This is a genomic window from Nocardioides sp. S5 (genome assembly GCF_017310035.1).
In the GTDB taxonomy this organism is placed as follows: domain Bacteria; phylum Actinomycetota; class Actinomycetes; order Propionibacteriales; family Nocardioidaceae; genus Nocardioides.
Map to the genome: position 1 here is coordinate 272,867 of NZ_CP022296.1, position 23,565 is coordinate 296,431.

The 23,565-nt window shown below is 70.5% G+C and carries 23 protein-coding genes; 8 read left to right on the forward strand and 15 right to left on the reverse strand.

Annotated features, from left to right (window positions below; genetic code table 11):
* Window positions 1-7 precede the first annotated feature (7 nt).
* Genes CFI00_RS01385 through xylB form a run of 3 tightly spaced genes read right to left on the reverse strand, consistent with a single transcriptional unit; the run spans window position 8 to window position 3,767 of the window.
* Window positions 8-1,195 carry an ROK family transcriptional regulator gene (locus CFI00_RS01385; protein WP_207083532.1) on the reverse strand — a complete coding sequence of 396 codons (1,188 nt, stop codon included), beginning with the start codon at window positions 1,193-1,195 and terminating at the stop codon, window positions 8-10.
* A gap of 2 nt (window positions 1,196-1,197) precedes the next feature.
* Window positions 1,198-2,364 (reverse strand): xylose isomerase, encoded by a 1,167-nt coding sequence (xylA, locus tag CFI00_RS01390; protein WP_207083533.1) that lies wholly within the window; start codon window positions 2,362-2,364, stop codon window positions 1,198-1,200.
* Window positions 2,361-3,767, reverse strand: coding sequence for a xylulokinase (xylB, locus tag CFI00_RS01395; protein ID WP_207083534.1), 1,407 nt, complete (start codon window positions 3,765-3,767; stop codon window positions 2,361-2,363). Before xylB ends, xylA begins: the two co-directional genes overlap by 4 nt.
* 104 nt (window positions 3,768-3,871) lie before the next feature.
* Between xylB and CFI00_RS01400 the strand changes: the two genes are divergently transcribed.
* The 4 genes from CFI00_RS01400 to CFI00_RS01415 are packed head-to-tail and all read left to right on the forward strand — an operon-like array spanning window position 3,872 to window position 7,130.
* A complete protein-coding gene (locus CFI00_RS01400; RefSeq protein WP_207083535.1) occupies window positions 3,872-4,450 on the forward strand; it encodes a TetR/AcrR family transcriptional regulator in 579 nt (192 codons plus the stop codon).
* Window positions 4,447-5,571, forward strand: coding sequence for an SGNH/GDSL hydrolase family protein (locus CFI00_RS01405; RefSeq protein WP_207083536.1), 1,125 nt, complete (start codon window positions 4,447-4,449; stop codon window positions 5,569-5,571). The genes CFI00_RS01400 and CFI00_RS01405 overlap by 4 nt, the downstream gene beginning before the upstream one ends.
* A 17-nt stretch (window positions 5,572-5,588) precedes the next feature.
* Window positions 5,589-6,599 carry an agmatinase gene (speB, locus tag CFI00_RS01410; protein WP_207083537.1) on the forward strand — a complete coding sequence of 337 codons (1,011 nt, stop codon included), beginning with the start codon at window positions 5,589-5,591 and terminating at the stop codon, window positions 6,597-6,599.
* A 48-nt stretch (window positions 6,600-6,647) separates the two neighbouring features.
* Complete coding sequence (locus tag CFI00_RS01415; RefSeq protein WP_207083538.1) at window positions 6,648-7,130, forward strand: hypothetical protein; 483 nt, start codon at window positions 6,648-6,650, stop codon at window positions 7,128-7,130.
* 25 nt (window positions 7,131-7,155) lie between these two features.
* Here the strand turns inward: CFI00_RS01415 and CFI00_RS01420 are convergent, their stop codons facing one another.
* Entirely contained in the window at window positions 7,156-7,692 is a 537-nt protein-coding gene (locus CFI00_RS01420) for a hemerythrin domain-containing protein (RefSeq protein ID WP_207083539.1), read from the reverse strand.
* Between the two features lie 113 nt (window positions 7,693-7,805).
* Here CFI00_RS01420 and CFI00_RS01425 point away from each other — a divergent pair, with 113 nt between their 5' ends.
* Both CFI00_RS01425 and CFI00_RS01430 read left to right on the forward strand, forming a co-directional pair.
* On the forward strand, window positions 7,806-9,014 hold the full coding sequence (locus CFI00_RS01425; protein ID WP_207083540.1) for a glycoside hydrolase family 16 protein: 1,209 nt from the start codon (window positions 7,806-7,808) through the stop codon (window positions 9,012-9,014).
* A 132-nt stretch (window positions 9,015-9,146) separates the two neighbouring features.
* Complete coding sequence (locus CFI00_RS01430; RefSeq protein WP_207083541.1) at window positions 9,147-9,305, forward strand: hypothetical protein; 159 nt, start codon at window positions 9,147-9,149, stop codon at window positions 9,303-9,305.
* Between the two features lie 169 nt (window positions 9,306-9,474).
* Here CFI00_RS01430 and CFI00_RS01435 read toward each other — a convergent pair whose 3' ends face one another.
* The 11 genes from CFI00_RS01435 to mftA all read right to left on the reverse strand — a co-directional run bounded on the left by CFI00_RS01435 (window position 9,475) and on the right by mftA (window position 20,718).
* Window positions 9,475-10,728: an IS256 family transposase gene (locus CFI00_RS01435; protein ID WP_207083542.1), complete on the reverse strand. Its 1,254-nt coding sequence runs from the start codon at window positions 10,726-10,728 to the stop codon at window positions 9,475-9,477.
* An 81-nt stretch (window positions 10,729-10,809) separates the two neighbouring features.
* A complete protein-coding gene (locus tag CFI00_RS01440; RefSeq protein ID WP_207085324.1) occupies window positions 10,810-11,439 on the reverse strand; it encodes an adenylate kinase in 630 nt (209 codons plus the stop codon).
* 35 nt (window positions 11,440-11,474) lie between these two features.
* On the reverse strand, window positions 11,475-13,484 hold the full coding sequence (acs, locus tag CFI00_RS01445) for an acetate--CoA ligase (protein WP_207083543.1): 2,010 nt from the start codon (window positions 13,482-13,484) through the stop codon (window positions 11,475-11,477).
* Between the two features lie 199 nt (window positions 13,485-13,683).
* Window positions 13,684-14,055 (reverse strand): DUF779 domain-containing protein, encoded by a 372-nt coding sequence (locus tag CFI00_RS01450; RefSeq protein ID WP_207083544.1) that lies wholly within the window; start codon window positions 14,053-14,055, stop codon window positions 13,684-13,686.
* Window positions 14,056-15,579 (reverse strand): aldehyde dehydrogenase family protein, encoded by a 1,524-nt coding sequence (locus tag CFI00_RS01455; RefSeq protein ID WP_207083545.1) that lies wholly within the window; start codon window positions 15,577-15,579, stop codon window positions 14,056-14,058.
* Between the two features lie 90 nt (window positions 15,580-15,669).
* Window positions 15,670-16,857: a GAF domain-containing protein gene (locus CFI00_RS01460; RefSeq protein WP_207083546.1), complete on the reverse strand. Its 1,188-nt coding sequence runs from the start codon at window positions 16,855-16,857 to the stop codon at window positions 15,670-15,672.
* Between the two features lie 86 nt (window positions 16,858-16,943).
* Window positions 16,944-18,365, reverse strand: coding sequence for a mycofactocin biosynthesis glycosyltransferase MftF (mftF, locus tag CFI00_RS01465; protein ID WP_207083547.1), 1,422 nt, complete (start codon window positions 18,363-18,365; stop codon window positions 16,944-16,946).
* Window positions 18,362-19,129 carry a mycofactocin biosynthesis peptidyl-dipeptidase MftE gene (gene mftE, locus CFI00_RS01470; protein ID WP_207083548.1) on the reverse strand — a complete coding sequence of 256 codons (768 nt, stop codon included), beginning with the start codon at window positions 19,127-19,129 and terminating at the stop codon, window positions 18,362-18,364. The genes mftF and mftE overlap by 4 nt, the downstream gene beginning before the upstream one ends.
* A gap of 1 nt (window position 19,130) precedes the next feature.
* Window positions 19,131-20,348, reverse strand: coding sequence for a mycofactocin radical SAM maturase (mftC, locus tag CFI00_RS01475; protein ID WP_207083549.1), 1,218 nt, complete (start codon window positions 20,346-20,348; stop codon window positions 19,131-19,133).
* On the reverse strand, window positions 20,345-20,611 hold the full coding sequence (gene mftB, locus CFI00_RS01480) for a mycofactocin biosynthesis chaperone MftB (RefSeq protein WP_207083550.1): 267 nt from the start codon (window positions 20,609-20,611) through the stop codon (window positions 20,345-20,347). The genes mftC and mftB overlap by 4 nt, the downstream gene beginning before the upstream one ends.
* Window positions 20,611-20,718, reverse strand: a complete 108-nt coding sequence (gene mftA, locus CFI00_RS01485; protein WP_207083551.1) for a mycofactocin precursor MftA — start codon at window positions 20,716-20,718, stop codon at window positions 20,611-20,613. The genes mftB and mftA overlap by 1 nt, the downstream gene beginning before the upstream one ends.
* A gap of 213 nt (window positions 20,719-20,931) precedes the next feature.
* Here mftA and mdo point away from each other — a divergent pair, with 213 nt between their 5' ends.
* Window positions 20,932-22,224, forward strand: coding sequence for an NDMA-dependent methanol dehydrogenase (mdo, locus tag CFI00_RS01490; protein ID WP_207083552.1), 1,293 nt, complete (start codon window positions 20,932-20,934; stop codon window positions 22,222-22,224).
* A 91-nt stretch (window positions 22,225-22,315) separates the two neighbouring features.
* Window positions 22,316-23,524 carry a MoxR family ATPase gene (locus CFI00_RS01495; RefSeq protein WP_242532626.1) on the forward strand — a complete coding sequence of 403 codons (1,209 nt, stop codon included), beginning with the start codon at window positions 22,316-22,318 and terminating at the stop codon, window positions 23,522-23,524.
* Window positions 23,525-23,565: the final 41 nt, after the last annotated feature.

Here is a 23,565-nt window from a genome sequence, read left to right on the forward strand (position 1 = left end):
CGCGGGCTCAGGACGTCAGGTCGAGCTCACCGCTGAAGACCGGTCCCAGCGACTGCTCGGCGGCGCCGAGGGCGGCCGCGCGGATGCCGAGCGTGCTGAGTCGCAGCTCGGGGCGCACCTGCGCCTCGGAGGCCAGTCGTTCGTCGAGCGTGCGCCTCGCCGGGTCGAGCACGAGGTCGCCGAGCGGCGCGAAGTAGCCGCCGAGCACGACGACCTCGGGGTCGAGCACGCTGCTGAGCATCGCGATGCCGAGGCCGACGCCGCGCCCGACGCGCTCGAGGCCGGCGCGCACCCCGGCGTCGGTGGCGGCGCGCTCGGCCACGGCCTCCGCGGTCCGCAGCGGGGTGTCCAGCTCGTGCATGCCGACCTCGGCGAGCATCGCGTGCAGGCCGACCGAGGCCTCCCAGCAGCCGTGGCGGCCGCACCCGCACACCGCGGACGCGTCACCGAGGGGCATGTGGCCGACCTCGCCGGCGAAGCCCGCAGCCCCGCGCACCAGCTCGCCGCCCTGCACGATGCCGGCGCCGATGCCGACGGTGCCGGTGAGGTAGAGCGCGTGGGCGGCGCCGCGCGCGGCCCCGTGGTGGGACTCGGCGTACGCCGCGCAGTTGGCGTCGTTGCTCACCCGCACGGCCGGGGTCGGTCCGGCGCCGAGTTCGGCCAGCGTGGCCGTGAGGTCGTCGGCGAGGCCCGCGCCCTCGAGGTGGAGGTTGGGTGCCCACGCGACGGTGCGGTTGTCGCCGCGGACCAGCGCCGGCACCGCCACGGTGGCGCCGACCAGCCGGCGGCCGTCGCCGACCGCGGCGGCGTACGCGTCACGGGCGAGCGCCAGCAGGTCGGCGGTGTCGCCGGTGCCGGGCCGGCTCTCGCTGAGGACCACCTGTCCGGCCAGGTCGAGGACCACGGCGGAGGTGTAGTCGACGTTGAGCTCCAGCCCGAGCGCGACGACACCCTCGCCGCGCAGCGCCACCGGGCGGCCGGGCCGGCCTCGCACCCCGGGTCGCGAGCCCTCCTCGGCCACCGCACCGGCGGCCTGGAGGTCCGCGACGATCACGCCGACGGTGGCCTTGGCGAGTCCGGTGTCCTTGGCGAGCTCGGCCCGGGTGGAGGGTCCGCAGCGGCGCAGGGAACGCAGGACCGCGGCGGTGTTGTCGCGCCGCAGTCCCTCGGTGCCGGCGCCGCCGGGACGGTCCACGGTCAGCGGACGCCGTACAGGTGCTCGAGCGCCAGCTGGTCGAGGTGCTCGGTGGCAGCGCCGATCGTGGCCAGTGCCTCGGGGTCGGGCAGCTGCCACTCGAGCAGCTGCTTCCAGTCCTCGCCCTCGCCGAGGGTGGGCTGGGCCAGCTCGGGCAGGCGCGCGGCGACCAGCGCCTCCTGCACCTCGGGGTCGGCGCGGAAGGCCTTCACCTTCTCGCGCAGGATCAGGTAGTTGCGCATGTTGGCCGCGGCGCTGACCCACACGCCGTCCTCGTCCTCGATGCGCGAGGGCTTGTAGTCGAAGTGCACCGGGCCGTCGTAGCCACCGGCGAGGAGCACGTCGACGATCCAGAACGCGCCGCGCACGTTGCCGGCGCCGAAGCGCAGGTCCTGGTCGTACTTCGGGCCGTTCTGGCCGTTGAGGTCGATGTGGTAGAGCTTGCCGGCCCACAGCGCCTGGGCGTACCCCGCGGCGGCGTTCATGCCGGCCATCTCCTCGTGCCCGATCTCCGGGTTCACGCCCACCAGCTCGGGGCGCTCGAGCTCGTTGATGAAGGCCAGCGCGTGCCCGATGGTGGGCAGCAGGATGTCGCCGCGGGGCTCGTTGGGCTTGGGCTCGATCGCGAAGCGGAGGTCGTAGCCCTTCTCGGTCACGTAGTCGCCGAGGAGGTCGAAGGCCTCCTTCATGCGGTCCAGCGCGACGGTGGTGTCCTGCGAGGCGCCGTACTCCGCGCCCTCGCGCCCGCCCCACGCGACGTAGACTTTGGCGCCGAGCTCGGCGGCCAGATCGATGTTGCGCATCACCTTGCGCAGCGCGAAGCGACGGATCTCGCGGTTGTTGTTGGTGAAGCCGCCGGCCTTGAAGACCGGGTGGCTGAAGAGGTTGGTGGTCGCGGTGGTGACGACCAGGCCGGTGTCCTCGAGGCCCTTCTTGAAGCGGGCGATGATCTTGTCGCGGGTGGCGTCGTCGGAGCCGAAGGGGATCACGTCGTCGTCGTGGAAGTTCACGCCGTAGGCGCCGAGCTCGGCCAGCTTCTCCAGCGCGTGGACGGTGTCCATGGGCGGGCGCGTCGCGCCGCCGAACGGGTCGACGCCCTGCCAGCCGACGGTCCAGAGGCCGAAGGAGAACTTGTCCTCGGGGGTGGGGGTGGGGATCTGGGTGGTCATGACGTGCCTTCCGTTGCAGGGGTCCAGGGGGCGGTGCGCTCACGGAGGTCGGCGTAGACCTCGCGGACGTGGGGGGTGGGGTCGGCCTCGAGCACGGTCGTCTCGGCGGCCGGCCAGGTCGGCGGAGCGGACGTCCGGGCGAGCGCCCACGCGGCCTGCCGCGCGGCGCCGAGGGCGACGTACTCACCCGACGGCGGCAGCGTCACGGACGCGCCGAGGATCGCCGGGGCCAGCGCCCGCAGCGCGGGGCTCTTCGTGGCGCCGCCGACCATCAGCAGGCGGCGGGGCTGCTCGCTGGTGGCGGCCACCAGCCGGTCGACGGCGTCGGCGAGCGAGCACAGGAGCGCCTCGTACGCCGCTCGCGCCAGGTCGGCGCGGGTCGTGCGGGGCGTGAGCCCGGTCCAGGTGCCGACGGCGTCGGGACGGTTGGGGGTGCGCTCACCGCCGTAGTAGGGCAGCAGGGTGACGCCGCCCGCGCCGGGCGTGGACGCCAGGGCGAGCTCGGCGAGGCCGTCGTGGTCGACACCCAGCCACTGCGCCTGGAGGTCGAGGATCCCGGCGGCGTTCATGGTCGTCACCATCGGCAGGTAGCCGCCGCTGGCGTCGGCGAAGCCGGTGACCACGCCGGTGCCGTCGGCGACCGGGACCGTGCTGACCGCAGAGGCGACGCCGGAGGTGCCGACCGAGACGAGCACGTCGCCGGGACGCAGCGCCATCCCCAGGGCGGCGCCCATGTTGTCCCCGGTGCCGCCCGCGACCAGGGCTCCGCCGGCGGTCTCCGCCGCCGCCGTGCCGGGCGCGACCACCCGCGGCAGGTCCGCCGACCTGCCCAGCGCGCGCTCGAGCAGGTCGGGGCGCCAGGACCCCTCGGCGGTGGCGAAGTAGCCGGTGCCGGAGGCGTCGCCGCGGTCGGTGAAGGCCGGGGTGCCCGCCGCGGACAGGTGGCGGGAGACGTAGTCGTGGGGGAGCAGGACCGACGCCACGCGGGCGGCCCGGTCGGGCTCGTGGTCGCGCAGCCAGCGCAGCTTGGTGACGGTAAAGGAGGCGACCAGCACGCTACCGACCGCGTCGGCGCAGGCCTGCGGCCCGCCCATCTCGGTGATGAGGTCGTGGGCGGCGCCTGCGGAGCGGGTGTCGTTCCAGAGCAGGGCGTCGCGCACGGGCTCGCCGTCGGCGTCGAGGGCGACCATGCCGTGCTGCTGGCCGGCGACGGAGACCGCGTCGGCCCGCTCGAGCAGGCCCTGCGTCGCGTCGTCGACCGCGCCCAGCCAGGCACGCGGATCGACCTCGGTGCCGGGCGGGTGCGGAGCGGTCCGGGCGTCGACCACGCGCCCGTCGTCGGTGTCGACGAGGAGCGCCTTGGTCGACTGGGTCGATGAGTCGATGCCGAGCACGAGAGCCACGTCACTATTAAGTACGAGTCTCGAACTAATGTCAATGGTGGTTCCCCCCCGACCACCGTCCTATAGATGTTAGGTTTCAACCTCACGAACGAAGGGAGCGGCCCGTGCCACGCGCAGGACTGACCGGCGACCGCCTTGCCGAGGCCGCTGCCGACCTCGCCGACGAGGTGGGCGTCGACGGGCTCAGCCTCTCGGCCCTGGCCCGTCGCTTCGGGGTGGCGGTCCCGAGCCTCTATGCCCATGTGAGCAGCCTGCGCGACCTCCAGGTGCGGGTCGCGCTGCTGGCCCTCGAGGAGAGCGCCGACCTCGTCGCCGCGGCCCTCGCCGGGGTCAGCGGGCGCGACGCCCTCACCGCCGTCGGTGGGGTCTGGCGCACCTATGCGCGCGAGCACCCGGGCCGCTACGCCGCGACCCGGCTGCCCCTCGACCCCGCCGCGGCCGCCGCCAGCGCCGGCCCGCGCCACGCCGACCTGGCTCGCGCCTCGCTCCGCGACTACGCCCTGTCCGACGCCGACGGGACCCACGCCGTACGCCTGCTGGGCGCGACCTTCCACGGCTACGCCGCCCTCGACGCGGCTGGCGCCTTCAGCCACGGTGCCCCCGGGGCACCGACGTCCGACGACACGTGGGAGCGCGTGCTCGACGGGCTCGACACCCTGTTCCGCTCCTGGGAGACCCGATGACCGACCCGACCCTGCTCGAGACCCTCGTGAAGGGCGCCCTCGAGCTCGAGCCCACCGACCGCGGCCTGCTGCCGCACCGACTGCCCGGGTGGGCCCGCGCGCAGTCCGACGACCCGCAGCTCCACCTCGTCGAGGCCCAGCCCGCCGGCGTACGCCTCGCGCTGCGCACCACCGCCACCCGCCTGGAGCTCGACGTGCTGCCCACCAAGCGGCGCTACGTCGGCGCCCCGGCGCGACCCGACGGGTGGTACGACGTGCTGGTCGACGGCGCGCTGGTCGACCGGCTCCAGGCACCCGGCGGCAACGTGCTCGACGTCGACATGATGACGGGGGCGAGCACCTTCACCGCAGGCGACCCGACGACCCTCGTGATCGCGCTCCCGGCGGGTGCGAAGCACGTCGAGGTCTGGCTGCCGCACGACGAGCAGACCGCGCTCGTCGACCTGCGCGCGGATGCGCACGTGACCGCGGTCGACGACGACCGGCCCCGGTGGGTCCACCACGGCAGCTCGATCAGCCACGGGTCGATCGCGACCCACCCCACCGAGCCGTGGCCGGTCGTGGCCGCGCGCCTGGCCCGGCTCGACCTGGTCAACCTCGGCCTCGGCGGCAGTGCGTTGCTCGACCCCTTCGTCGCGCGCACCATCCGCGACACCCCTGCCGACCTGATAAGCCTCAAGCTCGGCGTCAACCTGGTCAACCAGGACCTGATCCGCCGCCGCGCGCTGGGCCCGGCGGTCCACGGCTGGCTCGACACGATCCGTGACGGCCACCCCGACACCCCGGTCCGGGTGGTCTCGCCCGTGCACTGCGCGATCCACGAGTCGGTGCCGGGACCCACCGCCCCCGACGCAGAGGCCTTCGCCGAGGGCCGGGTGGCGTTCGTCGCCGGCGGGGACCCCGCGCAGGTGGCGCGCGGAGCGCTCACCCTGGAGGTGGTGCGCGAGGTGCTCGCCGAGGTGGTCGAGCGACGCGACGACCCGCACCTGGCGTACGTCGACGGGCTGGCGCTCTACGGCCCCGCGGACGAGGAGCGCCTCCCGCTGCCGGACAACCTTCACCCCGACTCCGCGGCCCACCGGCTGATCGGCGAGCGGTTCGCGGCGCTGGGGGACTGGTAGCGCTCTAGCATCGGCCCATGGCTCGCTACGGCGCTCAGTTCGGCCCGGACATCACCTTCCTCGGCGTCCCCGCGTGCGACCTCGACGACCCGGCGACGTACGCCGGCGCCGACGTCGTCGTGGTCGGCGCACCCTTCGACGGCGGCACGTCGCACCGCCCGGGCACGCGCTTCGGGCCGCAGGCGATCCGGATGACCGACTACCTCCCGCACGACGGCTCGCGGCCGAGCCTGGCGCTGCGCACCGACGGCCTCCAGGACCTCCGTGTGGTCGACGCCGGCGACGTCGAGATGCCGCCCGGCGACATCGAGCGCGCCCTCGGGGTGCTGGAGGCGGCGGTGGAGAAGGTCGCCCGCGCCGGCGCCATCCCCGTCGTGCTCGGCGGCGACCACTCGATCGCCTTCCCCGACGCGAAGGGCGTGGCCAACGTGCTCGGCCACGGCCGCGTCTCGATGATCCACTTCGACGCGCACGCCGACACCGGCGACATCGAGTTCGGCTCGCTGTGGGGCCACGGCCAGCCGATGCGACGCCTCATCGAGTCGGGTGCGCTGCGCGGCGACCGCTTCCTCCAGGTCGGACTGCGCGGCTACTGGCCCGGTCCCGAGACCCTCGACTGGATGGCCGCGGAGAGGATGCGGTCCTACGAGATGACCGAGATCGTCCACCGCGGGCTCACCGCGTGCCTGACCGAGGCCTTCGCCATCGCCACCGACGAGTGCGACGGCGTCTTCCTCTCCGTCGACATCGACGTCTGCGACCCCGGCCACGCGCCGGGCACCGGCACCCCGGAGCCCGGCGGCCTCAGTGCCCGCGAGCTGCTCGACGCCGTACGCCGCATCTGCCTCGAGCTGCCCGTCGTAGGCATCGACGTCGTGGAGGTCAGCCCGCCCTACGACCACGCCGACATCACGGCTGCGCTCGCCAACCGCGTCGTGCTGGAGGCGCTGTCCGCGATCGCGCGGAGGCGACGCGACGAGCGCGACGGCACGACCTGGGACCCGGCGCGCCCGCTGCTGGACCGCTAGGCCCAGACGTGGCTCCTGGCGGCTGTGGCGTAGTGACACCATGCGTGTGTGCCTGATGACGCAAGCACCCTCGTGGGACGTCCGCACTGGTCCGAGCGCTGGGCCTTCCTGGCGGGTGGCGGGCTGCTGCTGGCGGTCGGGCTCGCCAGCGTGTTCTGGAAGCAGAACCCGTGGGGTCTCGTCTTCCTGGTCGTCGGTGCGGCCACCCTGCTCGAGCTGCGACGCTGCGTCGTGGTGCGTGACGGCGAGCTCCGCGCCCAGGGTCGGTGGGCGCGCAGGACGGTCCCGCTGTCGAGCCTGCAGCAGGTGGCCGTGTCGCCGATGGCCGAGGTGTGGGTGCAGCCCGGATCCGGCCGGCCGTTCTACCTCCACATGGTGAGCCGCCTCGCCATCGGCTCGGCGCCGGGCGTGTGGGAGTTCCCGGTCCGGCTGCGTGAGCTGGCCGTCGCGAACGGCGCGCACCTCGCGGCGTGGGAGCCGGACGACACCCTCACGCCGCCCCCGGGCATCCACCCGGTGTTCAGCCGCTGATCCGTCCGGTCGGTCCTGCGCCGGGCTAGATCCCCAGCCCCAGCAGTCCGAGCGGCTCGGTCATCTCGGTCTCCTCGTAGGTGAAGTGCGACTCGAGGTCCGCGCGCAGGTCCGCCACGGCCACCACCAGGGCGTCGACGTGCGTCGGGTCGGAGAGCACGGCCACCGCGAGCTCGTCGACCCGCTCGAGGTGGGCGTGGATGTCGAGGTGCTCCTCGGCCAGCCGCGCCGCGACCGGGGCGTACGCCTCCAGGGTGGCGACGGCGGGGAACAGGTTCTGGTCCTCGATGGTGTGGTGCATCGTCAGGAACCGGCAGACCTGCTGGCACAGCCCCGACACCTGCTGCGTCGTGAGTGCGGGGGCCAGTCGGTGCAGGTGCTCGCGGACGGCACCCACGTCGAGCGTGCCCTCGCGGAGCTCGGTGACGGCCGCCGTCAGCTGGGCCAGCTGCTGGCGGAAGTGGTCGTGGATCATCCGCAGGTGGTCGCCGGCGTGACGCTGCGTCGGAGTCAGGTCCACCTGCCCGGCCACGCGAGGTCGGGTGGCGTCGTCGATCGGCACGACGGCGAGCCTACGGACCGACCCGACGATTTGGCTGCGCCAGGCACGCGGGACACCCTCGAGTGGAGAGCTGTCGAGAGACACGAGTCACGATGAACGAAGGAGACATCGCCATGCCCGCACCACGCGCGCTGGCCGGTGGCGCCCTCGCGCTGCTGATGCCCGCGTCCCTGCTCCTGGCCACAAGCACCGGGTCGGCCGCCGATCCGTCGGTGGCCGCCCCAACTGCACTGTCGTCGCCCGAACGCCGGGCCACCCGGTCCCGGGCGAAGATCCAGGTGCTGCCCCAGATCGTGCAGCAGGGGCGCCGCACGGCCAGCCCCGACGCTGCCCGGGTGGCCATCGCCGCCACCGTCAAGCCCCGCCGTGCCGGTCGACCCGTCCGGCTCCAGGTCAAGCGCGGCTCGGGGTGGAAGAACGTCGGCAAGGCGCGCTCGGACCGCCGCGGGCGTGCGGAGTTCTCCGCGCGCGCCACCCGCCGTGGCCTCCCGCTGACCTACCGCGTGAAGGCCCACCGGTTCAAGGGCCTGCGCCCGACCACCAGCCGTGGAGAGAGCACCGCACGCTGGCGCACACCCCACTACACCGAGAACTTCTCGGGTCGCTCGCTGCGACCCGAGTGGAGCCACCGCGGCCAGACCTACGAGCGGGCCAGCAAGAGACTGTGCTCCAAGGGCAGCCCGAAGGCCGTCAAGGTGCGCGGCGGCAAGGTGCGCCTCAGCGTGATCAAGGACCGCAGCCGCAAGGACAGGTGCAAGGCGGTCAAGCGGGGCTCCTCGTCCGGCCGCTACGCCTACCGTCTCAACGGCCACATCTCGACGCAGGACCGCGTGTCGTTCACGTACGGCTTCGCGGCCGCGCGGATCAAGATGCACACGCGTCGTGGCCAGCACAGCAGCTTCTGGATGCAGCCCGAGGTCTCGCGGGCCGGCAGCCCGCGCACGGCGGGCGCCGAGATCGACGTCATCGAGTACTTCGGCGACAAGCACCGCCGCGGCGGCCTGACGAGCTTCATCCACTGGAAGCGCGACGGCCGGGTCGTCAAGACCGGTTCCTGGATCAAGCAGCCGAGGAGCTTCCTGAAGAACCGGCGCGACGGGTGGTCGAAGAACTACCACGTCTTCTCCGTGGAGTGGACCCCGAAGATGTACATCTTCAGGATCGACGGCAAGGAGACCTGGCGCACGCGCAAGGGCGTCTCCGGTCAGCCCCAGTACCCGATCCTGAGCCTGCTCGCCTCCGACTACGAGCTGTCCTACATGCGGGACGAGCAGCTGCCCCAGCACATGTCGGTCGACTGGCTGCGGATCTGGCAGGCCTGATCGGGTCAGCCCGGGTCAGCCCGGGTCAGCGCCCGGGCCTTCCGGCCCACCCGCGACGGGTCCTCCGGACCTGTCGCGGGTGGTGCCCCCGGCGCCATCGTGGAGGGATCGCCGAGAGACCCGGAGGTCGCGATGCTCACCCAGCAGTACGTCCAGCACGACTGGCCGCCGTTCCTGTGGGCAGCGGTGCTGCTCACCATGGCCACCCTCGTGGTGGTGGGGATGGGCCTGTTCCTGGTGCTGGCCAACCGGCCCAAGCGCCACCGGCACAGCGGTCCGCAGGCGGGCTGAGATGCAGAAAACGGCCCCGGCGTGGAGCCGGGACCGTTTTTGATCTGCGCGCCTGTAGGGATTCGAACCCCAAACCTTCTGATCCGTAGGGATCCGCTGAGGTGACTGGTGGGTCGAGTCCACGGTCGTGGTGGATGAAGGGGCCACCGCGTGACCCGGTGGCAGCACTCTAGGCAGTGAGTGCGGCGGGTGTCAGGTCCTCCTTTTGGTCGGTGGTGTCGTCGGTGTTGATCAGGGCGATGCGGGAGCGGGCCAGGACGTCGAGTCCGAGGTAGCGGCGTCCTTCGGCCCAGTCGTCGTGCTGCTCGGCCAGCACGGCGCCGATGAGCCGGATGGCGGAGTTGCGGTCGGGGAAGATCCCGACGACGTCGGTACGGCGGCGGATCTCGCGGTTGAGCCGTTCGTTCGGGTTGTTGGACCAGATCTGGCGCCAGATCTCCTTCGGGAACGCGGTGAAGGCCAGGATGTCGGCGCGAGCTTCCTCGAGGTGCTCAGCCACCGCGGGGAGCTTCTCGTACAGGGTCTCGATGACGCGGTCGAACTGGGCGTGCACGGCCTTGGCGTCGGGCTGGTCGTAGATCGAGTGCAGCATCGCTTTGACCCAGCCCCACGACGACTTGGGCGTCGCGGACATCAGGTTCGCGGCGTAGTGGGTCCGGCAGCGTTGCCAGGCGGCACCGTCCAGGGTCGAGGTCATCGCGGCGACCAGACCGCTGTGGGCGTCCGAGGTGACGAGCTTGACCCCGGTCAGGCCGCGGGCGTTCAGGCCACGGAACAGGGTCAGCCAGCCGGCCTCGGACTCGGCTGAGCAGATGTCCACGCCGAGGATCTCGCGGTGGCCGTCGGCGTTGATGCCGGTGGCGACCAGCACGTGGGTGTTGACCACCCGGCCGCCTTCGCGGACCTTCATCGTCAACGCGTCCGCGGCCACGAACGTGTACGGCCCGGCATCGAGTGGCCGGGTCCGGAAGTCCTCGACGTGCGCGTCGAGCTCCTTGGCCATCACGCTGACCTGCGACTTGGACAGCCGGGTGATGCCGAGCGTTTCGACGAGCTTCTCCATCCGCCGGGTAGAGACCCCGAGGAGGTAGCAGGTCGCCACCACGGTGGTCAGTGCTCGCTCCGCACGACGGCGTCGCTCGAGGAGCCAGTCGGGGAAGTAGGACCCCTCGCGCAGCTTGGGGATCGCGACCTGCATCGTCCCGGTGCGGGTGTCGAAGTCCCGGGTCCGGTAGCCGTTGCGGGAGTTGGTCCGATCCGGGCTGCGTTCGCCATACGGGGCGCCGCAGATCGCGTCGGCCTCGGCCGACATCAACGCCTGAACGAACGTGGACAGCATCGATCGGAGCAGGTCGGGTTCGGCGCGCTGGAGGTGCTCGGCCATGAACGCGGGCAGGTCAATAGAGTTGGGGTCGACGGTCATCGTTTGGTTCTCCTTCAGTTGTGCTTTCGCAGGTCTTCTGAAGGATCACGCGGTGGCCGTCGCTATGTCAGGACGCCACGCTCACGACGGGCCCGTCGTACACCACACCCGTGGACTCAACTGGGAGGGATTTGGCACCGTCAGTCCGGAGCGCTGTAGAGCGGCAAAGGTTCGACTGGTCACCTCGGTAGGCGGACCCGCACCAAAGACTTCGGTGAGAAGGCCACTGCGAGAGTAGTTCAAGAGCAATGGCTCGGTCTCCTCCGCGTAGACGTCAAGACGGCGACGGATCACTCTCTCGTTGTCGTCCGTGCGTCCCTCGGTGGCACCCCGCCGCAGCAGCCTCTCGACGATTTCGTCACCATCAACGATCAACAAGATGACCGCGTCCAGAGCAATTCCTCTTGCGGTCATCAGAACGTCGAGTTCCTCAACCTGTGCCAATGTGCGCGGATAGCCATCGAGTAGGAATCCGCCGCGAGCGTCACCCTCGTCAAGCCGATCTCGAACCATCGCGTTGGTGACGGAGTCAGGGACGTACTCGCCGAGGCTCATGAAACGCTCCGCCTCGATGCCGAGGGGTGTCTGCTTCGCCACATGGGCTCGGAAGAGATCCCCGGTGGAAATGGCGGGGATTCCCAGTTCGGCGGCGATGACCCTCGCCTGCGTCCCCTTGCCCGCTCCTGGGGGGCCCATCAAGATCAATCTCAGTGCGGCGGGCTGCTCCTTCTTGGTCCGGCCAGAGTTCATCCGTCGTCCTTGGGACTGCCGGACGTGAGCTTGTCGGTGATCAGCGTCATGACAGTGGAGTCGGCGAGCGTGGTCACGTCGCCGACCTCACGGTGCTCGGCGACGTCCTTGAGCAGGCGGCGCATGATCTTGCCCGAGCGGGTCTTCGGCAGCTCGGGCACGACCATGATCTGGCGCGGCTTCGCGATCGCGCCGATCTCCTTGGCGACGTGCTTGCGCAGCTCCTCGACGATGTCCGCCCCCCCGTCGCCGGCCGTGTCGCGCAGGATCACGAAGGCGCACACGGCCTGGCCAGTCATGTCGTCGGCTGCCCCGACCACGGCCGCCTCGGCGACCTTGGGGTGCGAGACCAGCGCCGACTCGATCTCGGTCGTGGAGAGCCGGTGGCCCGACACGTTCATGACGTCGTCGACGCGGCCCAGCAGCCAGATGTCGCCGTCGTCGTCGAGCTTGGCGCCGTCGCCGGCGAAGTAGAGGCCCTCCCAGCGCGACCAGTAGGTGTCCTTGAACCGCTGGTCGTCGCCCCACAGAGTGCGCAGCATCGCCGGCCAGGGCTCGCGGATCACGAGGTAGCCGCCGTTGCCGTTGCCGACCGACTGGGCCTCGTCGTTGACCACGTCGATCGAGATGCCGGGCAGCGCCTTCATCGCCGAGCCGGGCTTGCCGGCGGTCACGCCGGGCAGCGGGCTGATCATCATCTGGCCGGTCTCGGTCTGCCACCAGGTGTCGACGATCGGCGCCTGAACGGCACCGATGTGCTTGCGGTACCAGATGTAGGCCTCGGGGTTGATCGACTCACCCACCGAGCCGAGCAGGCGGATCGAGGACAGGTCGTGCTCGGCGGGGATGTCGTCGCCCCACTTCATGAACGTCCGGATCGCGGTCGGCGCGGTGTAGAAGATCGTGACGCCGTACTTCGCGATGATCTCCCACCAGCGGCCCTTGTGCGGGGCGTCGGGGGTGCCTTCGTACATCACCTGCGTCGCGCCGTTGGCGAGCGGGCCGTAGACCATGTAGCTGTGCCCGGTCACCCAGCCGACGTCGGCGGTGCACCAGTAGACGTCGTCGTCCTTGAGGTCGAAGACCGCCCAGTGTGTGTAGGACGTGCCGGTGAGGTAGCCGCCGGTCGTGTGCAGGATGCCCTTCGGTGTGCCGGTGGTGCCGGAGGTGTACATGACGTAGAGCGGGTGCTCGGAGTCGTGCATCTCCGCGTCGTGCTCGGGCGAGGCGGCGTCGACGACGTCGTGCCACCAGACGTCGCGCGAGTCGTCCCACTCGACGTCTTGGCCGGTGCGGCGTACGACGACGACGTGCTCGACGAGGCTCTCCCCGCCCTTGGCGGCGACCTTGGCCACGGCCTCGTCGACCGCGGGCTTCAGGGCACTGGGCGCACCGCGGCGGTAGCCACCGTCGGCGGTGAGGATCACCTTCGCCCCGCAGTCGGTGACGCGCGAGGCGAGGGCGTCGGCGGAGAAGCCGCCGAAGACCACGGTGTGCGGGGCGCCGAGGCGCGCACACGCCAGCATCGCGACGACGACCTCGGGGATCATCGGCATGTAGATCGCGACCCGGTCGCCCTTCTGCACGCCGAGGTCGGTCAGCGCGTTGGCCGCGCGCGAGACCTGGTCGAGGAGATCGGCGTAGGTGATGTCGCGGGTGTCGTCCTCGGGCTCGCCGACCCAGTGGATCGCGACCTTGTCGCCGTTGCCGGCATCGACGTGCCGGTCGACGCAGTTGACGGCGGCGTTGATGGTGCCGCCGACGAACCACTTCGCGAACGGCGGGTTGGACCAGTCGAGGACATGGTCCCAGCGCTGGCCCCAGTCGAGGCGCTCGGCGGCCTCGGCCCAGAACGCCTCACGGTCGGAATCGGCGCGGGCGTAGGCCTCCTCCTTGACGTTGGCGTTGGCTGCGAGGTCGGCGGGCGGCTCGAAGCGACGCTCCTCACGGGACGGATTCGACAGAAGTCTTGAACGAGTTGGGTCGGGCTTCCCTGGGCAATTCATATCGTCTCCTTATCGGGTAGTTGAAAGTGGAGTGCAAGTTCAGCGCTAGTCGGGCCGCGTTGACGCCCGCCGGCAAGCAGCCGTGTCTTGAGTGGCGAAATTGCCTCTCTACTAGGTGCATCACCGCGCTCCCGCCATGACGATCGCGGGGTTGTCGTCCAACTTGCTGGCAGCAGCGCGTGCCGGCGTGGCCTACATGTCAGCCGTTGACCGTGGCGGACTCCTCGTCCGTAAATAGACGTGATCGGATCAGGAACCGCACGCCCTCGGGTGCCTCGAGGGAGAAGCCGGCGCCGCGGCCCTTGACGACATCGATGGTGAGGTGGGTGTGCTGCCAGTACTCGAACTGGGTCTTCGACATCCAGACGGGCACGTCGCGGTCGAGCCCGACAGCAAGTTCGCCGAGCAGGATGTCGGAGTCGCCGGTGCGGAACTCGCCGTCGGGGTAGCACATCGGCGACGACCCGTCGCAGCAGCCACCGGACTGGTGGAACATCACCGGGCCGTGCGCCTCGGTGAGGCGGCGGATCATCTCCGCCGCCTCACCTGTCACCGCTACTCGTTCGAGCATTTAGAAGAAGCCCAGCTTGTCGGGGCTGTAGGAGACCAGGAGGTTCTTGGTCTGCTGGTAGTGATCGAGCATCATCTTGTGGTTCTCGCGGCCGATGCCGGACTGCTTGTAGCCGCCGAACGCCGCGTGCGCGGGGTAGGCGTGGTAGCAGTTGGTCCAGACCCGGCCGGCCTGGATCGCCTTGCCGGCGCGGAAGGCACGGGAGCCGTCGCGGGTCCACAGACCGGCACCGAGGCCGAACATTGTGTCGTTGGCGATCTTGAGGGCGTCGGCCTCGTCGTCGAAGCTGGTGAGCGAGACGACCGGACCGAAGATCTCCTCCTGGAAGATCCGCATCGAGTTGTCGCCCTCGAAGACGGTGGGCTGCACGTAGTAGCCCTCGGCGAGGTCGCCCTCGAGGACGTTGCGCTCACCACCGGTGAGCACCTTGGCGCCCTCCTGCTTGCCGATGTCGAGGTAGGACAGGATCTTCTCGAGCTGGTCGTTGGAGGCCTGCGCGCCCATCATCGTGGTGACGTCGAGCGGGTTGCCCTGGGTGATGGCCTCGACCCGGGCGATCGCGTCGGGCACGAAGTCGGAGTACATCGACCGCTGAACGAGCGCGCGCGACGGACACGTGCAGACCTCGCCCTGGTTGAGCGCGAACATCGTGAAGCCCTCGAGCGCCTTGTCGTAGAAGGCGTCCTTCTCGGCCGCGACGTCGTCGAAGAAGATGTTCGGGCTCTTGCCGCCGAGCTCGAGCGTGACCGGGATGATGTTCTCCGAGGCGTACTGCATGATCAGCCGCCCGGTCGTGGTCTCGCCGGTGAACGCGATCTTGCGGATGCGACTGCTGCTCGCCAGCGGCTTGCCGGCCTCGACACCGAAGCCGTTGACGACATTGAGCACGCCAGCCGGCAGCAGGTCGCCGATCAGCTCCATCAGCTTGAGGATCGACCACGGCGTCTGCTCAGCCGGCTTGAGCACGACCGCGTTGCCGGCCGCGAGGGCGGGCGCGAGCTTCCAGACCGCCATCAGGATCGGGAAGTTCCACGGAATGATCTGGCCGACGACGCCCAGAGGCTCGTGGAAGTGATAGGCGATCGTGTTCTCGTCGATCTCGGAGATGCCGCCCTCCTGGGCGCGCAGGGCGCCGGCGAAGTAGCGGAAGTGGTCGATGGCCAGCGGCATGTCCGCGTTGATGGTCTCGCGCACCGCCTTGCCGTTGTCCCACGTCTCGATGACGGCGAGGGACTCGAGGTTCGCCTCCATCCGGTCGGCGATCTTGAGCAGGACGTTGGAACGCTCGGTGGTCGATGAACGTCCCCAGCCGTCGGCGGCGTTCCAGGCAGCGTCGATGGCGGCCTCGATGTCCTCGGCGGTCCCGCGCGCCACCTCGGTGAAGGGCTTGCCGTTGACCGGGGAGATGTTCTCGAAGTAGCCGCCCTTGATCGGGTCGACCCACTCGCCGCCGATGTAGTGGCCGTAGCGGCTCTTGACCTCGATGTCCGAACCGTCGGTTCCGGGCTGGGCGTAGACAGTCATGTGATGCTCCAAAGAGTGAGGGAGTGTGTGACGACCGTCACGCTAGGAGCGGGCATGTTGCATGAACGTTGCGAACCCCCGGGCCGGCCCTCAGGCCAGGTCGCGGTCGAGGCGCGCGAGCTGCCCGTCGACCAGCGAACGCATCGGCGACACCGCGCCGAGGGCATCGCGCTGCGCCACCCACATGTCGTAGTCGTCCGCGCCCCACCGAGAGCGCGTCCACGTCGACATCAGGTCGGGTTCCTTGCTCGCCAGCACCGTGGCACGCAGCGAGTGGTGCAGCTGGTCGCGAAGCCGGACCACGCCGGGCGCGGTCGACCGGGGAAGGATCGGGCCGCGATAGTCGCGCAGCGCTCGGCGTACGTCGCCCGCCGCCAGCTGCGCCTCGAGCGCCAGCCAGTCGCCGGCGACCCGGGCCCCGAGACGGTAGGGGCGGGAGGCGAGGAGGTCGTCGCCGAGGAGGTTGCGCAACCGGTTGAGCTCGGCGCGCAGGGTGGAGGACGCGCCGTCGTCCTCGTAGACCAGGACCGCGAGCTCGTCGCCGGAGAGCCCGTGCGGGGCCGAGGCGAGGAGGAGCAGGATCTCGCTATGGCGCGGGGAGAGCCGCAGCGAGTGGCGCGCGTCGATCGTGAGCAGCGCCTCGTGGCGTCCGAGCAGCTCGACCACGACCTGCGGACCGGCCTTGGACTCGACCGGCTGCGCGGCGCGCGTGAGCAGTTCACGCGCGAGCTCGGCCTCGGCCATCCGGGCCGCCGCCCGCACCATCGCCATCGTCTGCGGCACCGCGATGTCGTCGTTGCCGGTGATGTCGAGGACCCCGAGCAGGGTGCTGGACGTCGGATCGTGGATCGGCGATGCCGCACAGCTCCACTGCTGGACCGAGTGCCGGAAGTGCTCCGACCGCCGCACCTGGACAGGCTGGCCGAGGCGCAGGGCGAGACCCGGAGCGTTGGTGCCGGCCAGGCGCTCGTCCCAGTTCGAGCCCTCGACGAAGCCGATCTTCTCGGCCTGCCGCAGCGTCGACGGAGAGCCGCACACCCACAGGAGCTGGCCGGCCGCGTCGCTGACCGCCATGACCGCACCGCAGTCCCGCGCGGCCTGGCCGAGCACGTCGTCGAGCAGCGGGAAGACCTGGGCGAGCGGATGAGCCGCCCGGTGGTCACGCAGGTCGGACTCGGCCAGCGTGATCGGCGCCTCGATGCTCTCCACGTCCACGCCCGCCGCCGCCGACAGGTGCCAGGAATCTGCCACCTCTGCGCGCATGCCGTCGCGACCCATGGGTTCATTATTCACGCTCATCCCTCCGGAGCCCGCCCGGTTCCCCACCATCGCGCGCCGGAGGTTCGACGAGGTTGCACCGTGATTCATCGGCGACGAGAGAGGCGTACGTCGGGGCGCAACGCGTCGAAGGAACGCGCCCGGGCGGCGCCGAGCCAGACGCCGCTCCCGTAGGCCAGGTCGTCGAGCCGTCGCGCCAGCACGTAGCGGACGGGATCCAGGTCGGCCCCGACCCGTCGCCGGTCGACCAGTCCGTCGACCACCGCGGCCACGGCCAGTGCGCGCCGGGCGCGGCGTGACTGGGTGGCGGCCAGGGCCGCGAGCGGCCAGTAGTGGCGGGTCAACGCGGCGCCCGTCTGCCACAGCACGGTGACGCTGCCCTCCAGCGTCAGGATCGCCGCCGCGCGAACGGGACGCTCACTGCGGCCCAGCTGACGGGAGGTGCCGGCCGTCGCGACGGCAGCCGAGGCTAGCGCGACCGGGACGGACCAGCGGCGCTGGGCGAGGAGGGCGGCCGCGAACACGGCCGACCAGGGCGAGATGACGAGGGGCGCGACCGCCGAGCCGTGGCGCTGCGCCAGCGGTGCCGCCGACGTGCCGTAGAAGGCCTTGCGTCCGAGCCACTCCCCCAGCCGGGCGCGGTGCCGATGGCGGACGGTGGCCGCCGGCTCGTAGCGCACACCCGCGCCTGCGGCGAGCAGCCGCCAGACCAGGTCGACGTCCTCACCGCAGCGCAGCGCCTCGTCGAAGGGGCCGGACCCGAGCCGGGCGAGTACGGCGACGCGCGCGATCAGGCAGGCGCTCGGGAGGTAGGCAACGACGCCCTGCTGACGCACCGCTGCCGGCTCGGGGCCGAGGTCGAGGGAGGACCGCGCCTGTTCGTAGCGCTCCACCCAGCTGTCACCGGGGCGACGCTCGGGACCCAGCACCCGCGGCGCGACCATCGCCAGCGCTGGGTCGTCGAGATGCCGACGCAGCGTCGCCAGCCAGCCGGGGTCGGGGACGATGTCGGAGTCGCAGAAGGCGACGAAGGGCGTGGTCACGTGTCGCAGGCCGGAGTTGCGGGCGGCCGCCGGGCCGCGATTGACGTCGTGGACGACCAGCAAGGCGCCGTACGCACGAGCGACACGGGCGACGAGATCGGGATCGCGCGATCCGTCGTCGACCACCACGACCGGCACCGATGAGGGCAGCGCCTCGAGCAACGAGGTCAGGTCCGGCGCCCGGTCGCGCACCGGCACCACGACGGTCACGTCGAGGACGTCGCTGTCGGGCCCGGCCGGGTCCGGCCACCACGGCTCCGCGAAACCCCTGTCGAGGAGCGACCTGGCCAGCGTGGCGGCGTCGCTGGTGTGCGCACGCAGGACCGGGCCGCCGTCGAGCAGCTCGGCGGCGACGTCGCTGAGATAGAGCACCGAGCCGCGGCTGCCGCCCACCAGTGACCGGCCACCGTCACAGACCTTGGTCCGGGACGACAGACGGACCCCGAAGCCGTCCGGCAGGGTCACGATCTGACGCTGCTGCGCTCGGGACGCCGGAGTCGGCCGTCGTTGCCGACGTCCAGAACGGTCAGCTCACGATGCAGCCGGTTCACCAGCACGTCGAAGAGTCGCCGGCCCTCGTCCGGGGAGCTGCCGGTCGGGTCACCGAGGACGCCGTTGGGCGACACGGTGCGGACGCCGACGCTGCGCAGCCGCGGCATCAACTGGTCGATGGGCTCGGTGGCCCCGGCCTCGGCGAGGTCCATGCGCACGGTCCACGGCGCCAGGTTGCGCAGCATTGAGGTCTCCGTGCGGCCGGCGTGCGCGTCGCCGCCCAGCACCCCGAACCCTGTCCAGGCGGCGGGGCGGCCCTCGTCGCGCAGGGTGGTCACGGCGCTCACCACCGTGGGCACATTGCCGCCGTGACCGTTGACGAACACCAACCCCTTGGCCCACCGGCAGGCCGATCGGCCGAGCTCGACCAGCAGCAGATGGAGCGCCTCGTGGCCGATCGAGATGGTCCCCGGGAAGTCCTCGTGCTCGCCGCTGGCGCCATACGCAAGAGCGGGCGCCACCAGCACGCGCACACCAGCAGCATCCAGTCGTACGGCGACCTCCCGGGTCGCTGCACACGCCAGCATCGAGTCCGTCGCCAGCGGGAGGTGCGGGCCGTGCTGCTCGAGCGATCCGATGGGTACGAGCACCAGCGGCGGGTCGCCCTCGATCGTTGGCCAGCGCGCCCCGCCGAGGCCGAGGCGTCGACTGGGCTCGCCGGCCGAGCTCGCACCCATCTCAGACCATCCCTGCGACCGGACTCTCGTCGCACGCGCTCGTCGGTCGCGTCCGGGTCGCCCCGAGCGTGAGTCCGACGGGTGCGTTGCGCACCGTGCCTGTGTGGGAGTGGTCCTGACTGGAGCCCGGGAGCGCGCCGCGGTCCAGGCTCGCCAACGCCTCCTCGGCGTTGCCCTTGACGCACTCCGGGTCCGGACCGTCCAACGGCAGCCCGGTGAAGAACTTGGCCGCCATGCAGCCACCGCGGCAGTTGTCGTAGGCCGAGCACTTCGCGCAGGCACCGCCGGTCTGCGGGCTGCGCAGCTCCTCGAACAACGGCGCGTGCTTCCAGACGTGGTCGAAGCCGAGGTCACGGATGTTGCCGGCCTTGAACCTGTCGTGGATCGCGAACGGGCACGCATAGACGTCCCCGACCGGGTCCACCAGGCAGACCACGCGGCCGGCGCCACACAGGTTGAGGCCGGGCAACGGATCGCCGTACGCCGCAAGGTGGAAGAACGAGTCACCGGTGAGCACCTTCTCGCCGTTGGCGACGAGCCAGTCGTAGAGCTGGCGCTGCTGGTGCGGCAGCGGGTGCAGCTCGTCCCACACGTCGGCACCGCGACCCGACGGTCGCAGCCGCGTCAGCCGCAGTTGGGCGCCGAAGCTGTCCGCGATCGCCTTGAACTCGTCGAGCTGGTCGATGTTGTGACGCGTGCACACCACCGAGATCTTGAAGTCCTGCATGCCGGCTGCCTGGAGATTGGCGAGCGCCTTCATGGCGGCGTCGTAGGTGCCCTGGCCGCGGACCGCGTCATTGACCTCGGCGGTCGCGCCGTCGAGCGAGATCTGTACGTCGATGTAGTCCGTGGCCGCGAGCTTCTCGGCCCGCTCCTTGGTGATCCGGAAGCCGTTGGTCGAGAATTTCACCCCGACGTGGTGCTCGACCGCGTAGTCGAGGAGCTCCCAGAAGTCGGGACGCACCGTGGGCTCTCCGCCGCCGATGTTGACGTAGAAGATCTGCATCCGCTCGAACTCGCGGATGAGGGCCTTGGCCTCCTCCGTGTCCAGCTCGTCGGGGTCGCGGCGACCCGAGGACGACAGGCAGTGCAGGCACGCAAGGTTGCAGGCGTAGGTGAGCTCCCAGGTGAGGCAGATCGGGGCGTCGAGGCCGAGCTCGAACTGGTCGATGAGGCGACCGACGGCGGGCGGCGGGGTCTCGGTCAATGTCGCGGTCATGGTGCGCTCCTGATCAGTACGCCGTTGGCGGCGAGCCCGTCGAGGGCCTTGAGGTAGCCGGCGCGCTCCCCCTCGCCCACTCCCGCAGACTCCAGCGCGTGACCGACGTCTGTCGTCCCGTCGAGGCGGCGGACGACGTCGAGCAGGCGCAGGGTCTTGAGGAAGCTGAGGCGTCGGGTCGAGAAGTCGTAGACCAACGCCCCGAAGGGCTCCGGTCGCAACTCCACCGACGGACTCAGCTGCCAGGCTTCGCCGTCGATCATCAGTAGACGCCGCACATGCCGTCGATGGAGACCTCCTCGACCAGCTCGTCCTCGGCGAGGGCGGCGGTCTTGGTCTCGGGAGTGGGGTCCTGGTTCGGGTCGGTCATGGCGATACCTCCGGGTCGAGATGGCTGGTGGGTCGCTTTCCACGCTAGGAAGCACGCCGTGGCGGCGCACCCCTCACTCAGCGGGCCGGACCTGCCCTGATGGTCAGGTCGACTCCTGACCCACCGACCCGTATGCGGATCCTCGTCTGGCCGCGGCCCCGTGGCGGACCTAGCGTCCGGAGCAGTCAGATATCCGTCTCCAGGAGGTCATCCATGCAGGTCGACGAACTGCTCAAACCGTTCCCCATCAAGGAGTTCCACCCGTTCCCTCGGGCCCTGATGGGACCCGGCGCGCACGAGATGATCGGGCCGGAGGCACTCAAGCTCGGCTTCCGCAAGACGCTCGTCATGACGTCGGGCCTGCGCGGCACCGACATCGTGCACAAGATCGTGGAGTCGATGAAGTACCACGGCCTGGAGGTCGTGGTCTACGACAAGGTCGAGTCCAACCCGAAAGACTACAACGTCATGGACTCCGTGGCGATGTATCAGGAGAACGAGTGCGACTCGTTCGTCTCCATCGGCGGCGGCTCCTCGCACGATGCCTGCAAGGGCGCTCGTGTCTCGGTGGCCCATGACGGTCGCAACGTCAACGAGTTCGAGGGCTTCAACATGTCCGAGAACCCGAAGAACCCGCCGCACATCGCGGTCTCCACCACGGCCGGCACCGGCTCGGAGACCTCGTGGGCCTACGTCATCACCGACACCACGACCGACCCGGACAACCCGCACAAGTACGTCGCCTTCGACGACGCGTCAGTCACCTCCCTGGCGATCGACGACCCGGTGCTCTACTTCGACTGCCCGGTCGACTACACCGCCCAGTGCGGCTTCGACGTGCTCGCGCACGCCAGCGAGCCGTACGTCTCCCGCATCAACTTCCAGCCGTCGCTCGGCAACGCACTGCACGCCATCAAACTGACGTCGGAGCACCTCCGGGCAGCGGTGTGGAACGGCCAGGACCTCGCCGGACGCGAGGGCATGATGTACGCGCAGTACATCGCCGCCCAGGCGTTCAACTCCGGTGGTCTCGGCATCATCCACTCGACGTCGCACGCGATCAGCGCGTTCTACGACACGCACCACGGCCTGAACAACGCCATCGCGCTGCCGCGTGTGTGGGCGTTCAACATGTCGGCGGCGTACGGCCGCTTCGCCGACATCGCCGAGGCGATGGGCGTCGACACCCGCGGCATGACCAAGCCGCAGGCAGCCGATGCGGCGCTCGCCGCCTCGATCCGGCTGCTGCGCGACGTGGGCATCCCGGAGAAGTTCACCGACATCACCGCCGACAGCTACTCGAAGAACCGGCTGGGCCAGGGCCCGACGAAGTTCTACGAGAACGCCAAGGTGATCACCGGTGACAAGGAGGACGTGGACCGCATCACCAACCACGTCCTCGGCGACGCCTGCACCCCGGGCAACGCCAAGGAGTGCACCTTCGAGACGGTTCGCCCCGTCATCGAGCACTGCATGAACGGTGACCTGGACGACCTCCTTTCCTGAGGCCGGGTTCGCCCCTGTACGCCGGACCGGGCAGCGATCGCCGTGCTGCCCGGTCCGGACCCCATCCCCACCACGTTCGAGGGAGCGCCAAGTGAACACAGATCCGCGCAATGCTGCCGGCGAAGGCGAGTTCGACGACGTCGACCATGCCCTCGAGCGCTTCCGCGAAGCCGGCTACCTCGCCGACGACCGTCTCGCCACGACGGTGTTCCTCCAGACCCGCCTGGGCAAGCCGGTCCTCCTCGAGGGCCCGGCCGGCGTGGGCAAGACCCAGTTCGCGACCAGCCTCGCCGCCGTCACCGGCCGGCGGCTGATCCGGCTGCAGTGCTACGAGGGCCAGGACGAGACCAAGGCCCTCTACGAGTGGGACTACGGCAAGCAGATGCTCTACACCCAGATCCTGCGCGAGAAGATCGGCCAGGTCGTCGAGGACGCCGCCGACCTCAACGAGGCGGTCGAGCGGATCGCCAAGCAGGACAGCGTCTTCTTCTCGGAGCGCTTCCTCGCTCCCCGACCGTTGCTGGAAGCGATCGACTCCGACGAACCCGTCGTGCTGCTGATCGACGAGGTCGACCGCGCCGACGAGGCCCTCGAGGCCGTGCTGCTCGAACTGTTGTCGGAGTTCCAGATCTCCATCCCCGAGGTCGGCACGGTGAAGGCCGAGCAACTGCCGTACGTCGTGCTCACCTCCAACAACACCCGCGACCTGTCCGCCGCACTCAAGCGCCGCTGCCTCCACCTCTTCCTCGACTACCCCGAGGCGCAGCGCGAGCTGGAGATCATCAACTCCAAGGACACCGGGCTCAGTGAGGCGCTGGCCGTCCGCCTCATCGAGATCGTCCGAGGTCTGCGCGCGCTCGAGCTCCGCAAGGCACCGAGCATCTCCGAGACCATCGACTGGGCCCGCACGCTGGCCGTGCTCGGGGTCAGCGAGCTGAGTGCCGACGTGCTGTCACAGACCCTCAACGTGGTGGTGAAGTACGAACGTGACCTGAAGAAGGCGCTGGCCGCGATCCCCACCTTGGTCGACCCGAATGCGAAGGTGCCGTCCAAGAACGACCACGGACACGGACACGGCCACGGACACGGCCACGGCGCGGACGGCGACCACAGTCACGACGACGGTGACGCCGAGGTGGACGGCAAGGAGGTCCGCGCCGCCAAGGACAGGCCCGGACGCCACGGTGACAACTACGGCGGTCCCGGGAAGTCCGACGAGGCACCCGCGGTCAAGACGGTCACGGCCAGCCAGGGCGAGCGCTCGTTCGCTGCGCGCTCTGCCCGCAAGCGTCCGGTCTGATCCGATGGAGGGGGCAGTCCATCGCTTCATCAGGTTCCTCC